Source organism: Variovorax sp. PAMC 28711 (assembly GCF_001577265.1).
In the GTDB taxonomy this organism is placed as follows: domain Bacteria; phylum Pseudomonadota; class Gammaproteobacteria; order Burkholderiales; family Burkholderiaceae_C; genus Variovorax.
Map to the genome: position 1 here is coordinate 2,189,887 of NZ_CP014517.1, position 21,863 is coordinate 2,211,749.

23 protein-coding genes are annotated in these 21,863 nt (G+C 65.8%); 11 read left to right on the plus strand and 12 right to left on the minus strand.

The window, feature by feature from the left end:
- Positions 1 to 415 precede the first annotated feature (415 nt).
- On the minus strand, positions 416 to 1,390 hold the full coding sequence (locus AX767_RS10825) for an IS5 family transposase (RefSeq protein WP_068631210.1): 975 nt from the start codon (positions 1,388 to 1,390) through the stop codon (positions 416 to 418).
- Positions 1,391 to 1,468: 78 nt separating this feature from the next.
- A complete protein-coding gene (locus AX767_RS21375) occupies positions 1,469 to 3,364 on the minus strand; it encodes a hypothetical protein (protein WP_156481026.1) in 1,896 nt (631 codons plus the stop codon).
- Between the two features lie 157 nt (positions 3,365 to 3,521).
- Between AX767_RS21375 and AX767_RS10830 the strand changes: the two genes are divergently transcribed.
- Entirely contained in the window at positions 3,522 to 3,767 is a 246-nt protein-coding gene (locus AX767_RS10830) for a metallophosphoesterase family protein (protein WP_068631212.1), read from the plus strand.
- On the opposite strand, the gene AX767_RS10835 is transcribed toward AX767_RS10830, so the two are convergent.
- A complete protein-coding gene (locus tag AX767_RS10835) occupies positions 3,727 to 5,544 on the minus strand; it encodes a DEAD/DEAH box helicase (protein WP_210392466.1) in 1,818 nt (605 codons plus the stop codon). The two genes, AX767_RS10830 and AX767_RS10835, sit on opposite strands and share 41 nt — an antisense overlap.
- 137 nt (positions 5,545 to 5,681) lie before the next feature.
- Between AX767_RS10835 and AX767_RS10840 the strand changes: the two genes are divergently transcribed.
- Positions 5,682 to 6,164: a metallophosphoesterase family protein gene (locus tag AX767_RS10840; RefSeq protein WP_068631216.1), complete on the plus strand. Its 483-nt coding sequence runs from the start codon at positions 5,682 to 5,684 to the stop codon at positions 6,162 to 6,164.
- A gap of 15 nt (positions 6,165 to 6,179) precedes the next feature.
- Here AX767_RS10840 and AX767_RS10845 read toward each other — a convergent pair whose 3' ends face one another.
- Complete coding sequence (locus tag AX767_RS10845) at positions 6,180 to 7,169, minus strand: CvpA family protein (RefSeq protein WP_068631218.1); 990 nt, start codon at positions 7,167 to 7,169, stop codon at positions 6,180 to 6,182.
- 132 nt (positions 7,170 to 7,301) lie between these two features.
- Here AX767_RS10845 and AX767_RS10850 point away from each other — a divergent pair, with 132 nt between their 5' ends.
- Both AX767_RS10850 and AX767_RS10855 read left to right on the plus strand, forming a co-directional pair.
- On the plus strand, positions 7,302 to 7,535 hold the full coding sequence (locus tag AX767_RS10850) for a DUF3606 domain-containing protein (RefSeq protein ID WP_068631220.1): 234 nt from the start codon (positions 7,302 to 7,304) through the stop codon (positions 7,533 to 7,535).
- A complete protein-coding gene (locus AX767_RS10855; protein WP_068631223.1) occupies positions 7,535 to 7,993 on the plus strand; it encodes a hypothetical protein in 459 nt (152 codons plus the stop codon). The genes AX767_RS10850 and AX767_RS10855 overlap by 1 nt, the downstream gene beginning before the upstream one ends.
- A 49-nt stretch (positions 7,994 to 8,042) precedes the next feature.
- Here AX767_RS10855 and AX767_RS10860 read toward each other — a convergent pair whose 3' ends face one another.
- Positions 8,043 to 8,750, minus strand: a complete 708-nt coding sequence (locus tag AX767_RS10860) for a hypothetical protein (RefSeq protein ID WP_156481027.1) — start codon at positions 8,748 to 8,750, stop codon at positions 8,043 to 8,045.
- A 17-nt stretch (positions 8,751 to 8,767) separates the two neighbouring features.
- Entirely contained in the window at positions 8,768 to 10,909 is a 2,142-nt protein-coding gene (gene glgX / locus AX767_RS10865) for a glycogen debranching protein GlgX (RefSeq protein ID WP_068631227.1), read from the minus strand.
- A 125-nt stretch (positions 10,910 to 11,034) separates the two neighbouring features.
- Between glgX and AX767_RS10870 the strand changes: the two genes are divergently transcribed.
- Positions 11,035 to 11,802, plus strand: a complete 768-nt coding sequence (locus tag AX767_RS10870; protein WP_068631229.1) for a trypsin-like peptidase domain-containing protein — start codon at positions 11,035 to 11,037, stop codon at positions 11,800 to 11,802.
- Here the strand turns inward: AX767_RS10870 and AX767_RS10875 are convergent.
- Positions 11,744 to 13,006, minus strand: a complete 1,263-nt coding sequence (locus AX767_RS10875) for an MFS transporter (RefSeq protein WP_237288414.1) — start codon at positions 13,004 to 13,006, stop codon at positions 11,744 to 11,746. The two genes, AX767_RS10870 and AX767_RS10875, sit on opposite strands and share 59 nt — an antisense overlap.
- 147 nt (positions 13,007 to 13,153) lie before the next feature.
- On the opposite strand from AX767_RS10875, the gene AX767_RS10880 reads away from it, so the two are divergent.
- The 6 genes from AX767_RS10880 to AX767_RS10905 are packed head-to-tail and all read left to right on the plus strand — an operon-like array spanning position 13,154 to position 18,670.
- Complete coding sequence (locus AX767_RS10880; RefSeq protein WP_068631231.1) at positions 13,154 to 13,807, plus strand: helix-turn-helix domain-containing protein; 654 nt, start codon at positions 13,154 to 13,156, stop codon at positions 13,805 to 13,807.
- Positions 13,804 to 14,562 (plus strand): ABC transporter substrate-binding protein, encoded by a 759-nt coding sequence (locus AX767_RS10885; RefSeq protein ID WP_068631234.1) that lies wholly within the window; start codon positions 13,804 to 13,806, stop codon positions 14,560 to 14,562. Before AX767_RS10880 ends, AX767_RS10885 begins: the two co-directional genes overlap by 4 nt.
- Positions 14,562 to 15,212 (plus strand): amino acid ABC transporter permease, encoded by a 651-nt coding sequence (locus tag AX767_RS10890; RefSeq protein WP_068631236.1) that lies wholly within the window; start codon positions 14,562 to 14,564, stop codon positions 15,210 to 15,212. The genes AX767_RS10885 and AX767_RS10890 overlap by 1 nt, the downstream gene beginning before the upstream one ends.
- Positions 15,209 to 15,940 (plus strand): amino acid ABC transporter ATP-binding protein, encoded by a 732-nt coding sequence (locus tag AX767_RS10895; RefSeq protein ID WP_068631238.1) that lies wholly within the window; start codon positions 15,209 to 15,211, stop codon positions 15,938 to 15,940. Before AX767_RS10890 ends, AX767_RS10895 begins: the two co-directional genes overlap by 4 nt.
- An 8-nt stretch (positions 15,941 to 15,948) precedes the next feature.
- Positions 15,949 to 17,256, plus strand: coding sequence for an NAD(P)/FAD-dependent oxidoreductase (locus AX767_RS10900; protein ID WP_068631240.1), 1,308 nt, complete (start codon positions 15,949 to 15,951; stop codon positions 17,254 to 17,256).
- A 22-nt stretch (positions 17,257 to 17,278) separates the two neighbouring features.
- Positions 17,279 to 18,670 carry an amidase family protein gene (locus AX767_RS10905; RefSeq protein WP_068631242.1) on the plus strand — a complete coding sequence of 464 codons (1,392 nt, stop codon included), beginning with the start codon at positions 17,279 to 17,281 and terminating at the stop codon, positions 18,668 to 18,670.
- 3 nt (positions 18,671 to 18,673) lie between these two features.
- On the opposite strand, the gene AX767_RS10910 is transcribed toward AX767_RS10905, so the two are convergent.
- From AX767_RS10910 to AX767_RS10930, 5 genes are all read right to left on the minus strand, one after another.
- Positions 18,674 to 18,943, minus strand: a complete 270-nt coding sequence (locus AX767_RS10910; protein ID WP_237288416.1) for a hypothetical protein — start codon at positions 18,941 to 18,943, stop codon at positions 18,674 to 18,676.
- Positions 18,944 to 19,063: 120 nt separating this feature from the next.
- Complete coding sequence (locus AX767_RS10915; RefSeq protein ID WP_156481028.1) at positions 19,064 to 19,633, minus strand: hypothetical protein; 570 nt, start codon at positions 19,631 to 19,633, stop codon at positions 19,064 to 19,066.
- Positions 19,634 to 19,958: 325 nt separating this feature from the next.
- Positions 19,959 to 20,573, minus strand: a complete 615-nt coding sequence (locus AX767_RS10920) for a Dps family protein (protein ID WP_068631249.1) — start codon at positions 20,571 to 20,573, stop codon at positions 19,959 to 19,961.
- A 116-nt stretch (positions 20,574 to 20,689) separates the two neighbouring features.
- Positions 20,690 to 21,490: a transglutaminase-like domain-containing protein gene (locus AX767_RS10925; protein ID WP_068631251.1), complete on the minus strand. Its 801-nt coding sequence runs from the start codon at positions 21,488 to 21,490 to the stop codon at positions 20,690 to 20,692.
- Positions 21,487 to 21,837 (minus strand): hypothetical protein, encoded by a 351-nt coding sequence (locus tag AX767_RS10930; protein WP_068631254.1) that lies wholly within the window; start codon positions 21,835 to 21,837, stop codon positions 21,487 to 21,489. Before AX767_RS10930 ends, AX767_RS10925 begins: the two co-directional genes overlap by 4 nt.
- Between the last annotated feature and the right edge of the window lie 26 nt (positions 21,838 to 21,863).

Here is a 21,863-nt window from a genome sequence, read left to right on the forward strand (position 1 = left end):
CGGCGATCGGGGATGACCTGAACGCGATGCTGGAGGAGCTGGATGCGCATCTGCTGCGCGGGTTGTCGACGATTCGGGGGGCGTTGAGGGGGGCGTCGAAATCTCAACGTTGACCCTTGGGGCAGTCGCCTCGAGAAACCAAAGACAGACCTGATATCCGGCGGTAACCAGATAGCTCACTTCGCAGTTCGCAATCCCGCACTCGGTGACTATCCAGACCTCCACCAGAGCCAGAAAAGTCGCTCGCTAGATTGGCTAAGGATGGTCTGCACAACCTGCGCCGCGAGCGACAGGCGGCGTGAACTTCAAGCGACGTGAAGCTGGCGGCTGATTTTTGTGTGTTTACCTGACCGCTCCCCGCGTAGATTGCCCTTGGCGAGCTCAGTTCGGGCGATTCCCCGACTTCCAGGCGCACTCATCCCTGTGCGCCCTGCATCAGCTTGCCCCTGGCCATCCACAGATTGCTCAACGCGAACAGCGTGTGCAATTGCGCCGTGTTCTTGGCCAGCCCCCGGTATCGCACCTTCACATGGCCGAACTGCCGCTTGATCACCCGAAACGGGTGCTCCACCCTGGCGCGCACGCTGGCCTTGAGCTGCTCGACCTTGTCGATCAGCGCGTCGATCTCGGCTGTCCTGTCCAGCATCCTTCGCTTGCCCGGTCGCATGGCGATGTGCCAGGTCAGGTCTTGCCGGGCATCAAGACGCTTGTGCGCTCCCTGGTAGCCCGCATCCCCGTGAACCGACGACTCCTGCCCGTGCAGCAATGCGTTGGCCTGGGTCACGTCGTTCACATTGGCCGCCGTGCCGATCACCGTGTGCACCAGGCCAGAGTCGGCATCCACACCGATGTGCGCCTTCATCCCGAAGTGCCATTGGTTGCCCTTCTTGGTCTGGTGCATCTCGGGGTCGCGCAAGCCGTCCTTGTTCTTGGTGGAGCTCGGTGCGGCAATGAGGGTGGCATCGACGGCGGTGCCACTCTTGAGCAAGAGGCCGCGCTGGGTGAGCATGGCGTTGACCGTCGCCATGATCTGCAAGGCCAGGCCGTGGGCTTCAAGCAGGTGACGAAATCTGAGGATGGTGCTCTCGTCGGGCAGGCGGCTCATGCCGGGATCGAGCCGCGCAAACTCGCAGTAGAGGGGCACGTCGTACAAGGCTTCTTCCATGGCCGGGTCCGACAAGGTGAACCATTGCTGCATGAAGTGGATGCGCAGCAGGGTTTCCACGGCAAAGGGAGGTCTGCCGGTCTTGCCAGCGGGTGCGTGGGGTTGGATCAGCCCGACCAGCTCGGCCCAAGGCACCACCAGGTTCATCTCGTCGAGAAAGTCGCGCTTGCGCGTTCTCTTGCTGGAGAGTTCGAACCCGCTGGCGCCAAGGCTGATTTGCTTCATCTGTGTTCAACGATCACTGGCGGCAACCGGTGGACTTGTGCAGACCATCCCTAAGCGCATCGGCTTATGCGGACATCATCAATTTTGATAATGTACGTCCTTATCCCTTTGAGGTGCGAGGATCATGTCGCGTCCGAATACAAGCGGCCACACTTCAGATGCAGTAGGCGGCTTTGAATTATCTGCTCCATCATGCGTGAGTCCCTCGAGACGAATTTTCTCCCAGCCAGAGAGGTATTGAAGTCCGCCTTCAATAGAAAGAACCTCGCTCGATTCGTGGGCAACTTTCGCAATGGCACGAATTAATGAGTCCACATAAAGGTGGAGATTCTCGACGAGCATTGCCAGATAGGGCAGTGATGTGGCGCTGTGCATCAATGAATTTCTAGTGAAATAAATTCTATAGAGATGCCACTTCACCTTTCTTCGATGCGATCTGAGGGTGGTTTGAATGGCGGTTCGCGACTTAAAAGCTTCTGACAGGCGCCAAAGTTTGTTTCGGAGCAAAGGGTCTGACTTTAGAAGAACAAGCATCTTTTCACGATCCGCCTTGAATTCCTCGCACAAAAGCAAACTCACAAATCGAGCAAACTCCGATCCATCGCACTCCATTGCATTCAGTATTGCTCGACTTCCTCGCTCAACTTTCAAAGTGTCCTGATAAGCGGAGCTAAAGAGCTTCTCAGGATATGTCAACGTCAAAGTCGGCAACACCGACTCGGCAAAATATTCAATTCTCACGCCTTCTCTTTTTGGTATGGGGAGCAGCCCTTCTAGGGCCGCCCAAAGGTCGATAAGCTGATTTTCTGCTGAATTGGAAAGTAGGGCCGCCTTGTGAAATCTGAGTGCACGTGCTACGCGGATCGCACTATCAGGCGCCAAGTGTCCTCCATGTATCGCATCTGACAGCTCGACGTAATCCACTTCAGAATACTTTTGGTTTCCGACCCAGCAATGCATCGGGTCAGGGGCTTCATGGGACATGTAAGTGAGTTTTGTCTCCAAATCCTTGGTGAGCGAAAGGCGAGATAAGGTCGCCGTGCCCTTGTGTTCAAAGAACTTTATTACAGAAGCCAATGAATCAAAGCGGCCTGATATTTCCTCATGTACCTCTGCAGCAGATCTCGCTGATACCTTCTCAGCGATCAGCCAGTCCTGATTGTCGGCCCTGGATTGTACGAACAGTTGCTGTTGGGTATTTAGGCCTTCCCAAGCGGGATCGTCATCCTGGCATTTCAAATCAAACCGTTCTAGTAGCTTGCCGTAGGCAGAGACAGTCTTGTCAACCAGGAATGCGCAGTCAAACTCTCTGGGTTTTGGCGCAAAGGCAGAAAAAAATCTTAGCAGAAGTGCTTTTGAGTCAATTGTTTTTTCGTATTTAATTGGGCTAATGAGTAGTTTTTGAACGATGTGGTAGGTGTGCCGACGAGGAAATCCCTCAATCTCAGCTTGAATAATGAAATTTGATGCAAGCTCTTGCAGCTCGGATTTTCGCTTTTGATCCGAGGTGATAATTGAGTTTATGGCTGACTGAATTGAGGAAAAGTGATTTCTTAGTACCAGACGGAGTCCTGCCACAGCTTGGGAAACTTGTGCTGACTCACCGACCCGTTGCGAAATGCTATCAATTTGCGCTTTACATAGACCTTTCTCGTCGGAAGTGAGTGCAGGGTCCCGGGCGACACTCCACTCCAACTCTTCAATAAAAGGTCTTAATGCGTCTTTGCTCACTCCGGCAACGAAGTTGGTATGCGCAACGGTTTGCAGCTCAAGGGTACGGGTGTAGGTATTCAGCGCTGAAGCTTTGAAACTATCATCGGTTAGGTCATAAAGCTTCTCATCAAGCGATAGAGCAAAGAAAACAAATGCTTCTAGTGTTGGCGAATCGATCTCAAAATGAAGCTTTAAGCGGCGCATTTGTTCCCTCTTGATTTGCGGTTGGTTTGTGGAGGCGGTGAGCGGCGAAGCATTCAATGCTCAGATGGTTTTTTAATTGATAAAGGCGTGAAGCACACCGTAGATAAAGCCGCACGCAGTTGATCGCGGGGCGCGGCAGTAACGACACCGCGCCGTGGGCGGCGGACATTCCGGTGCGCTTACAGTCCGGTTCGGCGGCGTTGCGGTGCCTGTGATGCACGACATGGCCGTCATGCAACTGGAGCCGGCCGATGTCGACGTGCGCATGGTCGTCTTGGGCCACTCGCACAAGACGTCGATAGTCGAGGGCGACGACGTGCTGTTCATCAACCTCGGCAGCGCGGGGCCGTGGCGCTTCAGCCTTCCGATCTTGGTGGCGGGGTTGCTGATCGACGACGGCCGCGTGAGGCCTCGGATGCTCACGCTGGCTTTGTGGTCGCAATTAGCAGCCTTTGTGTAGCTCGCGTCGCAGCCACATAGAGCAACCGCGCTTCCGCTTCAACCTCGTCCTGTTTGGTAGACGATTCGTTAAGCCCCATCACCGCCACGATCGGAAATTCCAACCCCTTGCTGACATGCATCGTCATCACCTTGATGCTGTCCTCCAGCGGCCTGAAATCCCCCGACCTGTGCCGCACCTGATGCGGCAACCTGCGCCGCGTCAGCGCTCGCGCGCATTCCTCCATCCCGTCGTAGTGCCGACACAGCACCGCCATGTCGCCCCACGCATGCCCTTCCTGATGCGCAGCGCTCAGCAGCTCGGCGACCTTCGCGGCTTCTTCGTGCAGCGTGGGCAGGTTGATCACCATCGGCTCCGGCCCTTCGCGGCCGCAGCTCACGGGTAGCAGCAGCGGGATGCCGTCTTCGCCCTGCTCGGAGTTCTCGGCCGTGAGCAGCCCGCCGGCGATCTGGCTGGCGGTCTGCAGGATCTGCCGCGTGTTGCGGTAGTTGATCTTCAGCACCGTGGTGCGCCCCTGCGCCTGGATGCCGACGCTCTTGAAGCTGAACTGCTTGCTGCGCTGCCGCTCGTAGATGCTCTGCGCGTCGTCATACAGAAGCAGCAGGCTGTTGGTGCTCGGGTCGACCATCTGCGTCACCAGCTTCAGCCATTCGGGGCGGAAGTCGTGGCCTTCGTCGATGAGCACGGCGAGGTACTGGCCCGACGGGATGTGCTTGCGGTCAACGGCGCGGATCACGCGGTCGACCATTTCGTCCATTTTGGCGCCGGTCGCCATCTTCTGCGGCGGCAGCTCCTGGCCGAAGGCGACGAGCTGTTGCCGGCACCACTTGTGGAAGTTGCGCACGTGCACGCGCTCGGTCAGGCCCTTGGCCTCCATGATCGACGCGAGCTTCACGGCCAGCGGCTCGTTGTAGCAAAGCACGAGCACGGGCTTCGCGGCGTTGGCGGCTTGCGCGAGAAATTCAGCGCGGTAGCCAAGGATCATGGTCTTGCCCGAGCCGGCCACGCCGTGGATCACGCGGTGGCCGTCACCCAGGCTGCGTGCCAGTTGCTCCTGCTGCAGGTCCATCACGCTCAGGATGCTGGGCAGAGCGCGTTCGGCCGCTTCGTCCTGGTCGGCGTTGCTGCCGTCGAAGAGGCTCCGCTGCGAGTTCACGCGCACCTCGGGGAACAGCAGCCATCGCACGCGGTCGATCTGCGGCAGGGTCAGCGCGCCGCGCATGAGCATGGGGAACATGCCCCACAGCTGGCTTTGCAACGCCTCGGGGTCGGCGTTCTCCTGCATCTCGTCGGCGCAGATCACGCGGTGCCCGTCAATGGCGTGGTGCAGCCCGCTGGCTTCGAACTGCCGTCGCGTGATGTGGCTGAAGACGACGCCGTAGCTCCACGGAAAGGTCAGCATGCCCTGCCACTTGCCGCTGGGCTGCACCAGCTGCGGGTCGCGCTTGAGCGCGTCGACCACTTCCTCGGCGTAGTGCCGCGCCTGCTCGAAGGGGTTGTTGACCGACTTCAGCTCACCGCCGGGCACGATCTCCCACATGCCGCGCGTGGCCTTCTGGATGGTTTCGAGCCGCCAGTCCTTCACCTCGAGGATGAGGAGGCCGCGGAGCGGGTGCAGCACGATGAAGTCGGGGTGCGACCGCTTCGGCCCGACCGGCACGTCGTACCAGAGCAGGTAGTCGCTATCGAGCTTCTGTTCCAGCCGCTCGGCCAGACGGCGCTCGCCAGTTGTCATGCGCGACGCACAGGCGCCGAGCGACGGGATAAGAACAGCCATGGATGTTTGCGAGGATTTGCAACAATTGTTTACAAACCATCATGCCTAGCTGAACACCATCTGACCAGTCCCACAAAGGAGGGTATTCCAGCGTGGGGCGTGAACTTGTACGCCGTCTGCCCCCACCAAAATCACCCATGCCCCGCATCGCCCTCATCTCCGACACCCACAACCTCCTGCGTCCCGAAGCCATGGCCTTCCTCGCCGGCAGCGACCACATCGTCCACGGCGGCGACATCGGCGGGCCGGAGATCCTGGCGCGGCTGGCGGCGATCGCGCCGTTGAGCGTGGTGCGCGGCAACAACGACACCGCGCCGTGGGCGGCGGACATTCCGGTGTCTTTGACGGTCACGCTCGGGGGCGTTGCGATTCACGCGGTGCATGACATCGCCGACCTGCAACCCGACGCCCTCGATGCGCGCGTGCGGGTGGTGGTGTCGGGGCATTCGCACAAGCCGTCGATGGTCGAGCGCGACGGGGTGCTGTTCATCAACCCGGGCAGCGCGGGGCCGCGCCGGTTCAGCCTGCCGATTTCGGTGGCGGAGCTGCAGATCGACGACGGCCGGGTGACGGCGCGGCTGGTCACGCTGGCCGTGCCGCCGCCCGCGCGACCCCGCTAGCGCCGGCGGTCCGCCTCAGTTCCGAAAGGTCTGCGTGATCATCAACCCGTGGCGTCCGCCATCCACGATGCCGATGCCCACCCGTCCGAAAGCCGGATGCAGGATGTTGGCGCGATGGCCCGGCGAGTTCATGAGTCCCTGGTGTGCCATGTCGAGCGTGCGCGCCAGCGCGAGGTTTTCGCCGGCCGCGCGGTAGCCGAGCTTCGCGGCGCGCAGCCGGTCGAAGGGCGTGCGTCCTTCGGGCGTGACATGCGCGAAGTAGCTGCGGGCGAACATGTCGCGCGAATGAGCACGCGACACGTCCAGCGTTTCGGTGTCGGCGGTGAGCACGCGCAGCCCACCGACCTTGGCGCGCTCCGCGTTGACCAGCACCAGCATTGCCGCTTCGAGGTCGGGCCGCGGCGGCGGGTTCGTCACCACGAAGGGCAGTGCCACCCGCTCCTGCGATTGGGGCTCGACCATCAGCGCCTGCAGGCTGCGCTCCACGGCAGGATTGAAGATCGGCCCCAGCCGGCGCTCCAGCCAGTCGGCCGGCTCGCCCAGTGGCGTGACCAGCACGCTCGCTTGCGACGCCCGCGTGATGCTGTCGGTCAGCGGCAGCGCGGTGAGCAGCACCGCGATCACCATCGCGTTGATGGCGCCCTTGGCAGCGCCCGGCACGATGCCCAGCGCCCGGTTGATCGACCGCAGCGTCTGGCCGGCCTGCAAGGGCCGGATCAGCCGGCGGGCGATCGCGCCCAGCACCAGCTGCACGAGCACGAAGACGCCCAGGAACGCGGCGGGCGAGGCCCAGGGCTCGGGCAGCCAGCCTTCGCGGTCGAGCGTGGCCGCCATCCAGTGGCTCGCAAAGAAGGCGGCGGCCAGGCTGGCCGCCAGGCAGGCGAGTTCGAGCACGCCGGCCACGAAGCCGACGCGCCACCCGCGCCAGAGTCCGAGCAGCAGCACCACCACGAGCAGCAGGTCGATGGCGTTGAAGCCCGCGAAGGTCAAAGTCGAAAGGTCCATGCCGCATGGTGCGCGAGCCGGCGCGCCCAAACTGTCGTCCGCGACGGACAGGCGGTCCACCGCGTGCGCCTACAGCCGGGGCGCCGCGCGCGGACTAACTTGATGCTTTGTCGAATCAACCGGAAACACGCCATGGCCAACCCCAACGAATCCCCCACGTCCCAACCCGGCGCCGAGCCCGATCGCGTCGACCTCGCCTCAGAGGCGTCGGTCGCCGAGTGGTCGAAGAAGCTCGCCGTGACCGAAATGCAATTGAAGGAAGCCGTCTCCAAGGTCGGCGACCGCGCGACCGATGTCGAAATGCACCTCAAGGGCAGTCGCAGTACGACGAACGAAGAGCGCGTCGACGAGGCGGGCGGCGCGTGATGCGCGGCTTCCTCTATTCCTGCCTGATCGGCGCCGTCGCCAGTGCGCGGTCGATGACGCCGATGGCCAGCCTCGCCGCGGCCCGGCTGTTGGGCTACCGCACGCCGGGCCGCCTCTTCCTTCTGGACCGTCCGGTGTTCACGTACGGCGCATTGGCGATGGGCGTCGGCGAGCTGTTCGGCGACAAGATGAAGACCGCGCCGGACCGCACCGTGTTCCTGGGTCTGCTGGCGCGTGTGTCGAGCGCAGGCATCGCTGGCGCCGCACTGGCGCCGCGCGGTCGCGAGCAGATCGGCGCGGCGGTCGCGGTGGCTACGGCGGTGCCGCTGGCCTACGCGACGCTGGCCGGTCGCGAGCGCGCCATGGCGCGCATCGGCCAGACGCGCAGCGGCTTGATCGAAGACATGCTGATCGTCGCCGCCGGCGCCGCGATCGTGGCGCTGGCCGTGCGCCGTTAACGCAACTCGATCTCCACGAACACGAATTCGTGTTCGTTCGCGTTGACCACTACTGCGTCAGGTTGCGCCGCGCTTCGTCGCGCTGGCGTTGTGCCCGCACGAGGGTGCAGCGCGGATGGCGCGTGTAGGCCGCCTCGTCGCAGTGGCGCGCTTCGCAGCGCGCAGCCAGCACGAAGAAAAGCTGCTCGCAACCCGCGCGCGGATCGGCCGCCCCGCGAGACGCTGATGCTTGAGACACCGAAGCGCTGCGCTGGGGCGCGCGCTGCGGCGCCTCGATGCGCGGGACAGGTGCCGTCGACGCGAGCGCGGGCGCATCCGCGGTTGCCGGCACGGTCGACTCGCCCGTGGCCAGCGCCGCTTCGACGGGCACCTGAGAGGCAGGCGCGGGGGCCGGCGACGGTGTCGCCACCGCGGAGGCGGGCAAGGTCTTCAGCGGCGGCGCCGCGGCCGATGCCATGCCGGGCGTGGTCGCGCGCGGCGGTCCGAAGCCGATCCACGCCGCAAGCGCCAGCACCGTCGCGCCAAGCAACAGCACCGCGATGAGCAAGCCGCGCGGCGGCAACGCCGTGGCGGTACCGAGCGGTGCTGCGCCAGTGTCGGACGCCGCGCGCGCCATCGGGCGCGCCGACGCGCCGCCCAGCGCCTGCAGCGCCGACGGCCCGGTCGCCGCGAAGGCCGGCAGCTTGCCCGCGCACCCGATGCAGAACATCGCGCGGTCGCGGTTGGCCGTGTGGCAGTTGGCGCAAAGAACAGTCATGGCGCGTCGGCGGGCGATCAGGCGGGGGCGCGGAACACCAGGAACGACCGGCCGGTGACGGTGTAGCTGTCGCCCGGCTGGAACGTGTCTTCTTCCTGCGCGTCGTGCGCGGTGTCGACGATGCGCGTCCACGCCTTGCCTTCGTCGCGCGGTGGCAGCACGAAGTCGATCGCGCCTTCCCACGCATTGAAGACAAGCAGCACGCTGTCGTCCGACGCGGCGCGCGGCAGCGACGAACCGGGTGCGGTGCCTTCGAGCAGCAGGCCGAAGCAGCGCGTCTGCGCGTCCTGCCAATGCGCCTCGTCCATCTCGGCGCCATCGGGCGCGAGCCAGGTCGCATCCTTCACCTGCGCGGCTTCGCTGAACTGGCCGGTGAGAAAGCGGTTGCGGCGTAGCACGGGCAGGGCGTTGCGCAGGCCCAGGACGTGGCGCGTGAAGGCGGCGAGCGCCTCGCCGCGTGCTTCGCCGGCCTGCGCCCAGTCGACCCAGGAGATGTCGTCGTCCTGGCAATACGCGTTGTTGTTGCCCTTTTGCGTGCGGCCGAATTCGTCGCCGGCCAGCAGCATCGGCGTGCCTTGCGAGAGCAGCAGCGTCGCGAGCATGTTGCGCTGCTGGCGGGCGCGCAGTGCGAGCACTTCCTCGTTGTCGGTCGGGCCTTCGACGCCGCAATTCCAGCTGCGGTTGTCGCCGTGGCCGTCGCGGTTGCCTTCGTTGTTGGCTTCGTTGTGCTTCTCGTTGTAGCTGACCGTGTCGGCCAGCGTGAAGCCGTCGTGCGCGCTGATGAAATTGACGCTGGCCCAGGGACGGCGCCCGCGGCGATTGAAGCGGTCGCTGCTGGCCGTCAGGCACTGCGCGAGCGCCGGCGCCATCGCTTCGTCGCCCTTCCAGAACGCGCGCACGGTGTCGCGGAACTGGTCGTTCCACTCGGCCCAGCCGGGCGGAAAGCCGCCGACCTGGTAGCCGCCCGGGCCGATGTCCCACGGCTCGGCGATGAGCTTGACGCTGGAGAGCACCGGGTCTTGCCGGCAGCTCTTGAGAAAGCCGCCGCCTTCGTCGAAGCCGTGCGGCTCGCGCGCCAGGATGGTCGCGAGGTCGAAGCGGAAGCCGTCGACGTGCATTTCGGTGACCCAGTAGCGCAGGCTGTCGGTCACCATCTGCAGCACGCGCGGATGGCTCAGGTTGACGGTGTTGCCGGTGCCGGTGTCGTTGATGTAGTAGCGCTGGCCGAGCCCGTCTTCGCCGGGCGGCATCAGCCGGTAGTAGCTCGCGTTGTCGATGCCCTTGAACGACAGCGTCGGGCCCATCTCGTTGCCTTCGGGCGTGTGGTTGTAGACCACGTCGAGGATCACTTCGAGCCCGTGGGCATGGAAGCGGTCGACCATGTTCTTGAACTCGTCGATGTTCGGGCCGTCCATGTAGCGCTGGTCGAGCGCGAAGAAGCCGATGGTGTCGTAGCCCCAGTAGTTGGTCAGGCCCTTTTCGGTGAGGAAGGGCTGGTTCAGGAACATCTGGATCGGCAGCAGCTCGACGCTGGTCACGCCCAGCGCCTTGATGGGGCCGAGCACTTCGTCGCGGGCCAGCCCGGCGAAGGTGCCGCGGAACAGCTCGGGCACGGCCGGGTGCTGCATCGTGAAGCCGCGCACGTGGGTTTCGTAGAACACGGTCTGGTTCCATGGCACGCGCACCGCATCGGTCTGCTTCCACTCGAAGCGCGAATCGACCACCACGCACTTGGGCATGAAGGGCGCGCTGTCGCGCTCGTCGAAGCTCAGGTCGCCGTCCGGGTGGCCGACCGTGTAGCCGAACACCTCGGGGCCCCACTTGAGCTCGCCCATGTGCGCCTTGGCATACGGGTCGAGCAGCAGCTTGTGGTGGTTGAAGCGGTGGCCCTTCTCGGGCTCGTAGGGGCCATGCACGCGCAGGCCGTAGCGCGTGCCGGGCTTGAGGCCGGGCACGAAGCCGTGCCACACCTCGTCGGTGTATTCGGGCAGCACGTGGCAGGCGGTTTCGGTCGTGCCCGACGCGTCGTAGATGCAGACCTGCACCTGCGTGGCATGCGCGGAGAACACCGCGAAATTGACGCCGTTGCCGGTGTAGGTGGCGCCGAGCGGGTGCGGCGCGCCCTCTTCGAGTGCGGGAGTGGGGGTGGTGGCGTTCATGGACAAAGGATGGTTGACGTTGACTGACGGGAGCTCGGGAGCTCATTACGGCGCTGGTCACATTCAGGCACAGAAGTCGGCTGCGGCGTGTCGGACAACACGGGCCGCTCATGTAAAAGAGCCGCATGGCCGAATCCATCCTCCTCACCGCCGCCCGTGTTTCCACCTTCGACGGCGACAGGCTGCTGACCGGCGCCAGCGGGTTTTTCTTCCTGCGCGACGAGCGGCTTTTCTTCGTGACCAGCCGGCACGTCGTCATCGATGCGCCCACCAAGCATTTTCCGAACCGCATCGAGATCGAGCTGCACACCGATGCCGTCAACCTGACGCAGGCGAGCGCGCTGTCGGTCTGGCTGTACGTCGACGGCAAGAGCGTCTGGCGCCAGGGCAGCGACATGGGCGGCGAGATCGACGTGGCGGCCATCGAGCTCGACCGCTCGGCGCTGCCGCCGTCGGTGGCGATGCAGGCGTTCACGCCCGCGCATCTGCAGAGCACGCTGGACGAGGTCGAAGTCGGCAGCGCGCTGCTGGTCGTCGGCTACCCGCTGGGCTTTCACGATGTGATCTATCACCTGCCGGTGGTGCGGCACGCGGTCATCGCGTCGTCGTTCGGGGTCCGCTTCCAGGGGCAGGGCTATTTCCTGACCGACGCGCGCACCCATCGCGGCACCAGCGGCGCCGCCGTGGTGATGCGCGCGCCCGGAACCGACCCGGCGCTGCCCTGGAAGCTGCTCGGCGTGCACTCGTCGCGCATGGACATGAACACGCGCGACCTCGTGCTCGACGAGTCGCTCGGCCTCAACTGCGCGTGGTACGCCGACATCCTGCTGACCCTCACGGGGAACCCGGCGGCGCCACCGGTGCCGGCACCGGCGGCGCCGGCAGCCACCTGAAGGCCGCGGCGCCCAGCGCCAGCAGCCCCGCGATGGTGAAGAGCACCGCCATGAAGGTGTCGAAGCCGTGCGCCGCCGCCACCGAAGCGACCACGCCGGTGAACCACTGCATCACTGCCACGCCGAGGAACATCGCCATCGTGAAGACCGCCATCGCACGGCCCGTCATGCTGGCCGGGTAGGCGGCCTTGGTGTCGGCGTACTCCAGCACGATGTAGCCCGACAGCACGCCGACCAGCACCGAGCCGACGACGTCCAGCGTGGCGCCCGGGTTCAGCGCCATCACCGCGAAGATCGCCGCGACCGCCAGCGTGAAGCCGGTGATCCAGCGGCGGCGCCGCGTGTTGCCCGGGTCGAGCCGGCCGAAGAGCGGCGGGCCGAACATGCCGACCACCGAGACGATCACTGCCACGTTGCCGCTCTGGACCAGCGAGAAGCCGTGCCGCTCGATCAGCAGCGGCCCGAGCCACAGCCCGCGCAGCGACAGGAACGACGCATACGTGACCGAGGCGAGCGCGACGATGCCGAGCGTATGCGGCAGTCGGAACAGCGCGCCATAGCTGCGGATCGCGCCGAGCACCGACGGTTTCGGCGGGCCAGCCGGAGAGGGCGCGGTCTGCGCGTCGGGCGTCGGTGCCGCGTCGTGCACCAGCCAGAAGATCGCCCCCCACGCGGCCACCGAGCCGATCGCGAGCGCGAAGAAGCCCATGCGCCACGAGCTGTGGTCGATCACCCAGGCCAGCGGCGTGCCCGTCAGCAGCATGCCGACCGAGCCGATGCCCAGCGTGAGGCCCGACACCTGCGCGAAACGCTCCGGCGGAAACTGCCGCGCGATGAACACGGTGCACACCAGGAAGGCCGGCGCGCAGCCGATGCCCACGAGCACCTGGCCGAACACCAGCCAGGCGAAGTCGTGCGAGAGCCCCGACACCACCGCGCCGACGATCGCCAGCGGCCAGGCGAACAGCACCGTGCGCCGCACGCCCTGCAGGTCGATGCCGATGCCCATGAAGAGCTGCAGCGCGCCGAACGCGAAGTGAAACGCGCCCGCGAACAGGCCGAGCTGCTGCGCGGTGAGCGCGAAATCCTTCTGCAGCTGGTTCGCCATGATGGCGGCCACCGTGCGGTACGACTGGCTCAGGGCGAAGGCGGTGGTCAGCGTCATCAGCATGAGCCAGGCAGAACGGGTGGAGCGGCGTGTCATGCGTTGGAATCTAGATGAAACGGGGCTTGAGCGCCCGTCTCTCATGCGCCAGTAGCTATCAAAACAATAGCATTTCGTCTAGGGGTTGGCCCGAGGCTTGCTTGTGAAATATTCACAAAAGTGAAAATTTCACGCAAGCTGCACTCTATGAACGCCCGCCAACCTTCGGCCCACCACATCCATTCGGTCATCGACCTGTGGTTGGGCGAACAGCTGCGCCGCCGCCGCAAGGCGCTCGGCCTGCCGCTGCTCCCGGTGGCGCAGGCCTGCGGCATTTCGGTGAGCCTGCTGAGCCAGCTGGAGCGCGGGCTGCGCTCCATTTCGATGCGCACGCTCGAGGCCCTCGCGACCGAACTCCAGCTGCCGATGGAAACGCTGGTGCGCAACACCCGCCACAGCGACGCCACCGCCGAGGTCGACGGCGCCGTGGTGCGCGCCGGCTCGCACCGCCGCATCGACCTGGGCGACAAGGGCATCCACAAGGAAAACCTCACGCCGCCGGCAGCGACCGGCCGCGTCGAGATGTACCGCGCCGAGATCGAGCCCGGCGGCTCGACCGGCGACGAACTCTTCTTCACGCACAAGGGCGAGCAGGTCGGCTTCGTGATCGACGGCCAGCTCGAACTCTTCATCGAGGACCGCCTGCTCAAGCTGCAGGCCGGCGACAGCTTCTGCTACGACGGCAGCACCCCGCGCCGCTGGCGCAACCCGGGCGCGACGCTCACCACCGTGCTGTGGGCGATCACCCGTTCGACTTTTTCCGTTCCCCCACCGTCCCACTCCAAAGGAAAGACACCATGAAGCTCTCCGCACTTGTCGCTTCGCTGTTCACGGCGCTCGCGTTGACAATCACGGCGCCGGCCTCGGCCCAGCCCGTGTTGAAGGTCGGCTCCACGCCGACCGGCAGCCCCTTCACCTTCCTCGACACCAAGACCAACACGATCGACGGCGTCATGGCCGACATCGTCAAGGCCGTGGGCAAGGAAGCCGGCTTCGGCGTGCAGATCGAGGCGATGCAGTTCTCCACGCTCATCAGCTCGCTCACCACCAAGCGCATCGACCTGATCTCGGCGGCGATGTTCATCACGCCGGTGCGGCTGGAGGTGGTCGATTTCTCGCAGCCGATCTACAGCTATGGCGAAGGCGTCGTGCTGCCGGTGGCCGACAAGACCGCCTACGTCGCGATGGCCGACCTCAAGGGCAAGCGCGTCGGCGTGCAGGTCGGCACCGCCTTCGTCGACCCGCTGCAGAAAAGCGGTCTCTTCACCGAGGTGAAGCTGTATGACACCACCGCCGACCTGATGCGCGACGCCAATGCCGGCCGCATCGATGCGGGCTTCCTCGATTCGCCGATCGCGGGCTTCGCGATCTCGCGTGGCCTCTTCCCCAACCTGCGCATGGCGACCAGCTTCAAGCCGACCATGGTCAGCAGCATCGGCATCGCGACGCGCAAGGGCGACACCGAGACGATGGGCAAGGTCAACGCCGCGCTCACCAAGCTCAAGGCCGACGGCACCATCGACGTCATCCTGAAGAAGTGGGGCTTGGCTTCCTGATGCTCGTGCTCTTCGCCCGCGTCCAGGAGTATTTTCCGATCCTGCTGCAGGGGGCCTGGCTCACCATCGGGGTGACGCTCGGCTCGCTGGCGTTGTCGACCGTGCTCGGCATGGTGTGGGCCGTCATGCGCGTGTCGGGCATTCGGTGGCTGGCGAACCTCGCGGCCACCATCGTCAACCTGCTGCGCGGCATCCCGATCATCGTGCTGCTGTTCTTCCTGTACTTCGTGATGCCGGACTTCGGCCTCTCGCTGTCGGCGGTGCAGGCGTCGATCCTCGGCCTGGGCATCGCGTACTCGGCCTACCAGTCGGAGAACTTTCGCGCGGGCATCGAGGCGGTCGACCACGGCCAGGTGGAAGCGGCGCGCGCGATGGGCATGGGCTGGCCGCTGATGATGCGGCGCGTGGTGATGCCGCAGGCCGTGAAGATCGTGCTGCCGCCCTACGGCAACATCATGATCATGATGCTGAAGGACTCGTCGCAGGCCTCCACCATCACGGTCGCCGAGCTCGCGCTGCAGGGCAAGCTCATCGCCACCTCCACCTTCCAGAACGCCACCGTGTTCAGCATGGTGGCGGTGATGTACCTCGTCATGTGCGTGCCGCTCATCCTCCTGGTGCGGCATCTCGAGAAGCGGAACAAGACATGATCGAAATCCGCGGACTCCAGAAATTCTTCGGCACGCACCATGTGCTCAAAGGCGTCGACGCCTCGGTCGCCAAGGGCGAGGTGGTCTGCATCATCGGCCCCTCGGGCTCGGGCAAGTCGACCATCCTGCGCTGCATCAACGGGCTCGAAAGCTACAGCGGCGGCACCATCGACATCGACGGCGTGGCGGTCGACCACCAGGCGCCGAGCATCAAGCAGATCCGCACCGAAGTCGCGATGGTGTTCCAGCGCTTCAACCTGTTCCCGCACCGCAGCGTGCTGGAAAACATCATCGAAGGCCCGGTGTACGTGAAGGGCGAATCGCGTGCGGTGGCCATCGCGCATGCGAAGGAACTGCTGGCCAGCGTGGGCCTGGCCGAGAAGATCGATGCGCGGCCTTCGCAACTCTCGGGGGGCCAGCAGCAACGCGTGGCGATCGCGCGTGCGCTGGCGATGAACCCCAAAGCGATCCTGTTCGACGAGCCGACTTCGGCGCTCGATCCCGAGCTGGTCGGCGACGTGCTGGAGGTGATGCGCAAGCTCGCCGAAACCGGCATGACGATGGTCGTGGTCACGCACGAGATGCAGTTCGCCCGCGAGGTGGCCGACCGCGTGTTGTTCATCGACGGCGGCGTCGTGGCGGAGCAAGGGCCGTCGGCCGAACTGCTCGGCAACCCCCAACACCCGCGCACGCAGGACTTCTTGCGGCGCGTTCTTCATCCGATGTGAGAGTCGACATGCCGCAACCCGAATTCTTTCCGCTCGGCCCTTCGTTGTGGGCCGCGACCGCCGCACCGGCGCCCGAGACCACGCCGCTCGACGGCGACGCGCAGGCCGACGTCGTCATCGTCGGTGCCGGCTACTGCGGCCTCAGCACCGCCCTGCACCTGGCCGAGCGCGGCGTGCGCGTGGTGGTGCTCGAGGCGCGCGAGATCGGCTTCGGCGGCTCGGGCCGCAACGGCGGCCAGGTGATCCCCGGCTTCAAGTACGACCCGAGCGAAATGATCGCGATGTTCGGTGCCGAGAAGGGCCGGCGCCTGGTCGACTTCGCGGGCAGCACCGCCGACGCGGTGTTCGGCCTGATCGACAAGCACCAGATGGACGTGCCGCATGTGCGGCGCGGCTGGATCCAGGGGTCGCACACGCCCGAGGCGCTCAAGATGGCCGAGCGCCGCGTGCGCGACTGGGGCGCCGAAGGCGTCGCGACGAAGCTGCTCGACCGTGCCGAAACCGCCCGGCTGCTCGGCACCGACAAATACCTCGGCGGCTGGGTCGATCCGCGCGGCGGCGGCGTGCAGCCGCTGAGCTATGCGCGCGGGCTGGCCCGGGCCGCGATCGCGGCCGGCGTGGCGATCCACACCGCGTCGCCGGTCACGCAGCTGTCGCAGGCCGGCGGGCAGGGCGGCAAGTGGCACGTCACCACGAAGCAGGGCGCCAAGGTGGTTGCCGAGCGCGTGGTGCTGGCCACCAACGGCTACACCGACGACCTGTGGCCGCAACTGCGCAAGTCGATCATCAACGCCAACTCGTTCCAGGTCGCGACCGAACCGCTGCCCGAGTCGGTGCGCCGCACCCTCATGCCCGAGGGCCATGTGTCGTCGGACGCGCGCAACCTGCTGCTGTACTACCGCATCGACCACACGGGGCGGCTCATCATGGGCGGCCGCGGCACCTTCCGCGAGCCCGATCCGGCGCAGCCCGGCGACTGGTCGCACCTGGAGAACGTGATCGGCAAGCTGTTCCCGCAGGCCGCCGGCGTGCCGATCGCCTACCGCTGGTGCGGCCACGTCGCGATCACACGCGACTACCTGCCGCACCTGCACGAGCCGGCGCCCGGCCTGCTCATCGACATCGGCTGCCAGGGCCGCGGCGTCGGCCTGCAGACGCGCATGGGCCAGGCGCTGGCCGCGTACATCGCCACGGGCGACAAGACGGCGCTGCCGGTCGCGCCGTCGGCGATCAAGCCGTTCCCGTTGTATGGTCTGCGACGCCTCTACGTGTCGGCCGTGATCGGCTGGTACCGCATGACGGACGGAGGCGTCTAGCAACCCGCAGCAAGGAGCCTTCATGAGCGATATCTGGCGTCTGTCCGCATCACGGGTCGCCGACCTCATCTCACAGCGCAAGCTGTCGGCCGTGGAGGCCGCACAGGCGGCGCTCGCGCGGCTCGATGCGGTCAATCCGCGCCTCAACGCCGTGGTGCAGCACCGGCCCGACGAGGTGCTGGCGCGTGCCGCCACGATCGATGCCGCCCTGGCGCGCGGTGAGAACCCGGGACCGCTCGCCGGCGTGCCGGTCACGGTCAAGGTCAACATCGACATGGCGGGCTTTGCGACCACCAACGGCGTGGCGCTGCAGAAAGACCTGGTCGCCCGCACCAACAGCCCGGTGGTCGACAACCTGCTGCGCGCCGGTGCCGTCATCGTGGGTCGCACCAACACACCGGCGTTCAGCTATCGATGGTTCACCAGCAACACGCTGCACGGGCGCACGCTCAACCCGCGCGACGACACGCTGACGCCGGGGGGCTCGTCGGGTGGGGCCGCATCGGCGGTGGCGGCAGGCATCGGCCACCTCGCGCACGGCACTGACATCGCAGGCTCGATCCGCTATCCGGCCTATGCGTGTGGCGTGCACGGCCTGCGGCCGTCGCTCGGGCGCGTGGCGGCGTTCAACGCGAGCGGCGCCGAGCGCACGATCGGTGGCCAGATCACCGCGGTGTCGGGGCCGATCGCGCGCACCGTGCACGACCTGCGCCTCGGCCTCGCCGCGATGGCTTTGCCCGATGCGCGCGATCCGTGGTGGGTCCCCGCGCCGCTGGTGGGCCCGGCGGTGCCGCGCACGGCGGCGCTTTGTGTACGGCCCGACGGCCTCGACACGCACCCGGACATCGCTGCCGCGCTGCACGACGCGGCCGATCGCCTGCGCGATGCCGGGTGGACGGTCGACGAAGTCGACACCCTGCCGCCGCTGAAAGGAGCATGCGACATCCAGATCGGGTTGTGGATGGGCGACGGCTACGAGGCGATGGTGCGCAATGCCGAGCGCGAGGGCGACCCAGGCGCGATCGCGGCGCTGGCCGGCCAGGCGCGCATCGCATCGGGCTTCAGCGCAGACGGGCTTTCTGCAGCCCTGGTGCGACGCGCCTCGCTTACCCGCGCGTGGCAGCTCTACATGGAGCGCTATGCGGTGGTGTTGTTGCCGGCAAGCGCCGAGCCGCCATTCGCGTCAGAGCAGGACTTGCAAGGCCCGGAGGCCTACGAGCGGGTATGGGCTGCGCAGATGACCATGGTCGGCCTGCCGCTCGTCGGGCTGCCGGCCCTCGTGGTGTCTACGGGTTTCGCGAACGGCAAGCCTGTCGGGGTGCAGCTTGTCGCTGCGCGCTATCGCGAGGACCTGTGTCTCGCGGCAGGTGAAGCGATCGAAGCGCGTGGCGCGCCGATCGTGACCACCGATTGAACGTCAGTCGACTTTTTTCAGCGACCCGAGATCGACGTCGCCTTGCGGGCTGCTGAACGACGGCAGCCCGGAGGCGCCCGACTGCTGCTGGCTCACGCCGTTGATCTGGTGGTCGCCGGTGTCGTACTGCGTGACCTTGCCGTTTTGCTGAATCGCCAGCCTGCGCTGTTCCGGAAAGAACGCGTAGCGCAGGTCGTTCTGGGCACCGCTGCTGGCGGGGTTGTCGAGGCCCGCTGGCCACCAACCGGAGGCGGGCGGGTCCATGGGTTTCATCGGCGCCATGGGTTTCATGGGCTTCATAGGCTGCATTGGTTTCATCGGTTCCATGCAGTCAATGTACGGCGCGCCGGTGCGCGGGCTGTCGGGCAATGCCGCAGCGCGGGGTCGGCCTGCTCAACAGTTGGCCGCGATGCTGCGGATGCGGGCCACCGGGCCGGACGATTCCATGGTGAGCAAGGCGCGGCCTTCGCAAACCGTGCGCGTAGCGCGATAGCTGTAGCGCGCCTCGACCACCTGATCGTCGACGCGCCGGATCGAGCGCACGCTGATCGGTGCGGCCAGCGAGCCGTAGAAGGCCGACATCGCGTCGCTGCTCAGCGGCCCCTGGCTGCGCTTGCCGGGGATGACCATGCGGGTGGCGGTGGCGCCGTCGCCCGCCGCCAAGGCGCGGTAGAAGCGCGTCACCGTGTCGATCGCGCCATCGCCCTCGCCGTTGACGGCCTCGGATGCCGCCGCTGCATCGCGATCGGCGGCGGCGCGGCGCGCAGCCGTCGGCAACGTTTGCGCAGTGCGGGCGGCTGCCGCCCTGGCACTGGCGGACACGGCGGGCAGCCCGCTCAGGTCCGGTGCAAAAGGCGCGATCGCCTCGAAAGCCGGTTTCAGCACCACCGCTTCTGCGCGAAACGGTGACGCCGGTTCCGCATCGCGGCGCACGTGTGCATGCCAGGCGATGAACAGGCCCATGGCGAGCAGTCCGCCGACCAACAGAGGTCGAAGGATGTCATCGACGGTAGGCGCCGGCGTACCTGCGCTGAAAGGCGACAGTCTCAAAGGGCTTGAACCCGGGGCCTGAGCCTTCAGCAGGTCCAGTCCGGAAGGGCCGGTGGCGGCGAAGCCGGGCAGTTTTGCTGCGCACCCCGAACAAAAATTCGCGTGCGAGCGATTCAGGGCCCCACAAAGATCGCAGGTCTCGGGCATGGAAATTCCTCAATGGTTCCATGACCTACGTCCCGCGCATCGCGCCGGATGCGCGCGAGGTGTAAACCTTCGTGTCGGGGGCGCCCGCCGATCAGGCGGTGACGGGCGAAGCGGCGACCAGATGCTCGGTCAAGAACCACACCTGCAGCTCGTTGGTGCGCAGCACGTTCGACACGAACACGTCATTGCTGCCGTCGTCGCCGGATTCGTCGACCTTCTTGGCGGCTTCGCGCGCCTCGATGATGATCATTTCGTGCGCTTCGGCCAATCGGCGAATCTGCACGGCGGCGGGCTCGCGGCCACGCGGCGGACGCGCGATCTTCGTGGTCTCCGCAATGTCGGCGGCCATGGCCAGCGCAATGCCGCCCAGCAGCTGGATGCGCTCGGCCAGGATGTCGACCAGCAACACCTGCGCTTCGAAATGCTGGTCGTACATCAGGTGCAGCTGGTTGAACGTCGGGCCGACGACCTGCCAGTGATGCTTCTTGTACATGTCGCGCAGCGTGATGGTGTCGGCCAGGCACTGATTGAGCAAGGCCACGCTCTTCTTGCACACGTCTTCGCTCAGACCGTTGGGAAGCTTGACGATCTCGCCGAACTTTTGCGTTTCGTGCGTTTGCTGGTGCAGGTTGGGTTGCACTGCCATCGCACGCGCCGTCGAAGGGGCCGCAGGCAGGGCCTTGGAAGAAGATTTTTTGGTGGCCATGAAGACGCTCCGGAAAAGTGGACAAAAGGGGTTTGTCCCTTCTTTTTAAGACGCCGGGCGGCGGCCGCGCGTAGTCCGGCGGGCCGTGGCGCTGCACGCGAAGGGCGAAGCAACTGTCAGGCAGCGTCTTGCGGCGAGTCGAGCCGGTCGACCGTCACGACCATCTCGCCCATTTCCATCGGCCCGTAGTTCGACAGGAACGCGACGTCGGCCGCATCGCGTCCGTAGGCCACCACGATGCGGCCGCCGCGCGGCTGGTCCTGCGTGGCGTCGAAGGTGTACCAGCGCCCGCCGACGAAGGCCTCGAACCAGGCATGCATGTCCATCGGATCGAGCTGGTAGAGGTAGCCCACCACCAGCCGCGCCGGAATGCGCAGGCTGCGCGTGAGGCCGATGCCGATGTGCGAGAAATCGCGGCAGACACCGGCGCCGTGGTCGAGGCTGTCGAGCGCGTCGGTGGTGGCGTCGCTCACCCCGTAGCGGTATTCCATGTGGGTGTGGATCCAGGCGCGAATTGCCTCCACCTGCGCGTAGCCCGGTGGCAGGTCGCCGACGATCTCGCGCGCCCGGTCTTCCATCTTGTCGGAAGGGCAATAGCGGCTCTGCAGCAAGAACTGCAGCGCGTCGGGCGGCAGCTGCTCGACCGGGGTGACGCCGGCCGAAGGCTCGACGGCGATGTGCTCTTCGGCTTCCATCACCATCTCGACATCGATTCGCATCTCGCCCTGCGGGATCACCAGGCGTTGGCACAGATTGCCGTAGCTGTCGACGTACTCGGTGGTGCGAACCCAAGGCGTGAGCTCATAGCGCTCAGAGACCATCCACTGCGCATCGCCGCTGCGGGGCCGCAGCATGGCCACGGTGGGGCAATCGGCCGCCACGTTCACGGTCATCTTGCAGCTGGCTTGGAGTCTCATCGGTCGCTTTCGGGGAAATCGGGGTGGGAAGGGGATGGCGCATCGAGCGCCGGGCGGGGCCAGTCGAGCAGTTCTGCCAGACGCTGCACGATCCAGGCCGCCTCGGCCGGCAACACGCCGGCGTCGGGCGTGGCCAGGCCGGCGTGGATGCGCCGCAGGATCTCGCTTTCGACCGGCACCTCGGTGTGGTGCTGCAATTGGGCGTGGCCGACCAGGTGGTTCGCCAGGTCTTCGCAGATTTCGTAGCGCGCACGCACCACGCCAATCGGTTCGCTCAGCCGCTGGCGCGCATTCGTGTAGACCGCGAAGAAGCTGGCGGGAATGTCGATCTGGTACGCGTCGGTCATGCGAGGGTTATAGCTGGCGAAGGTGT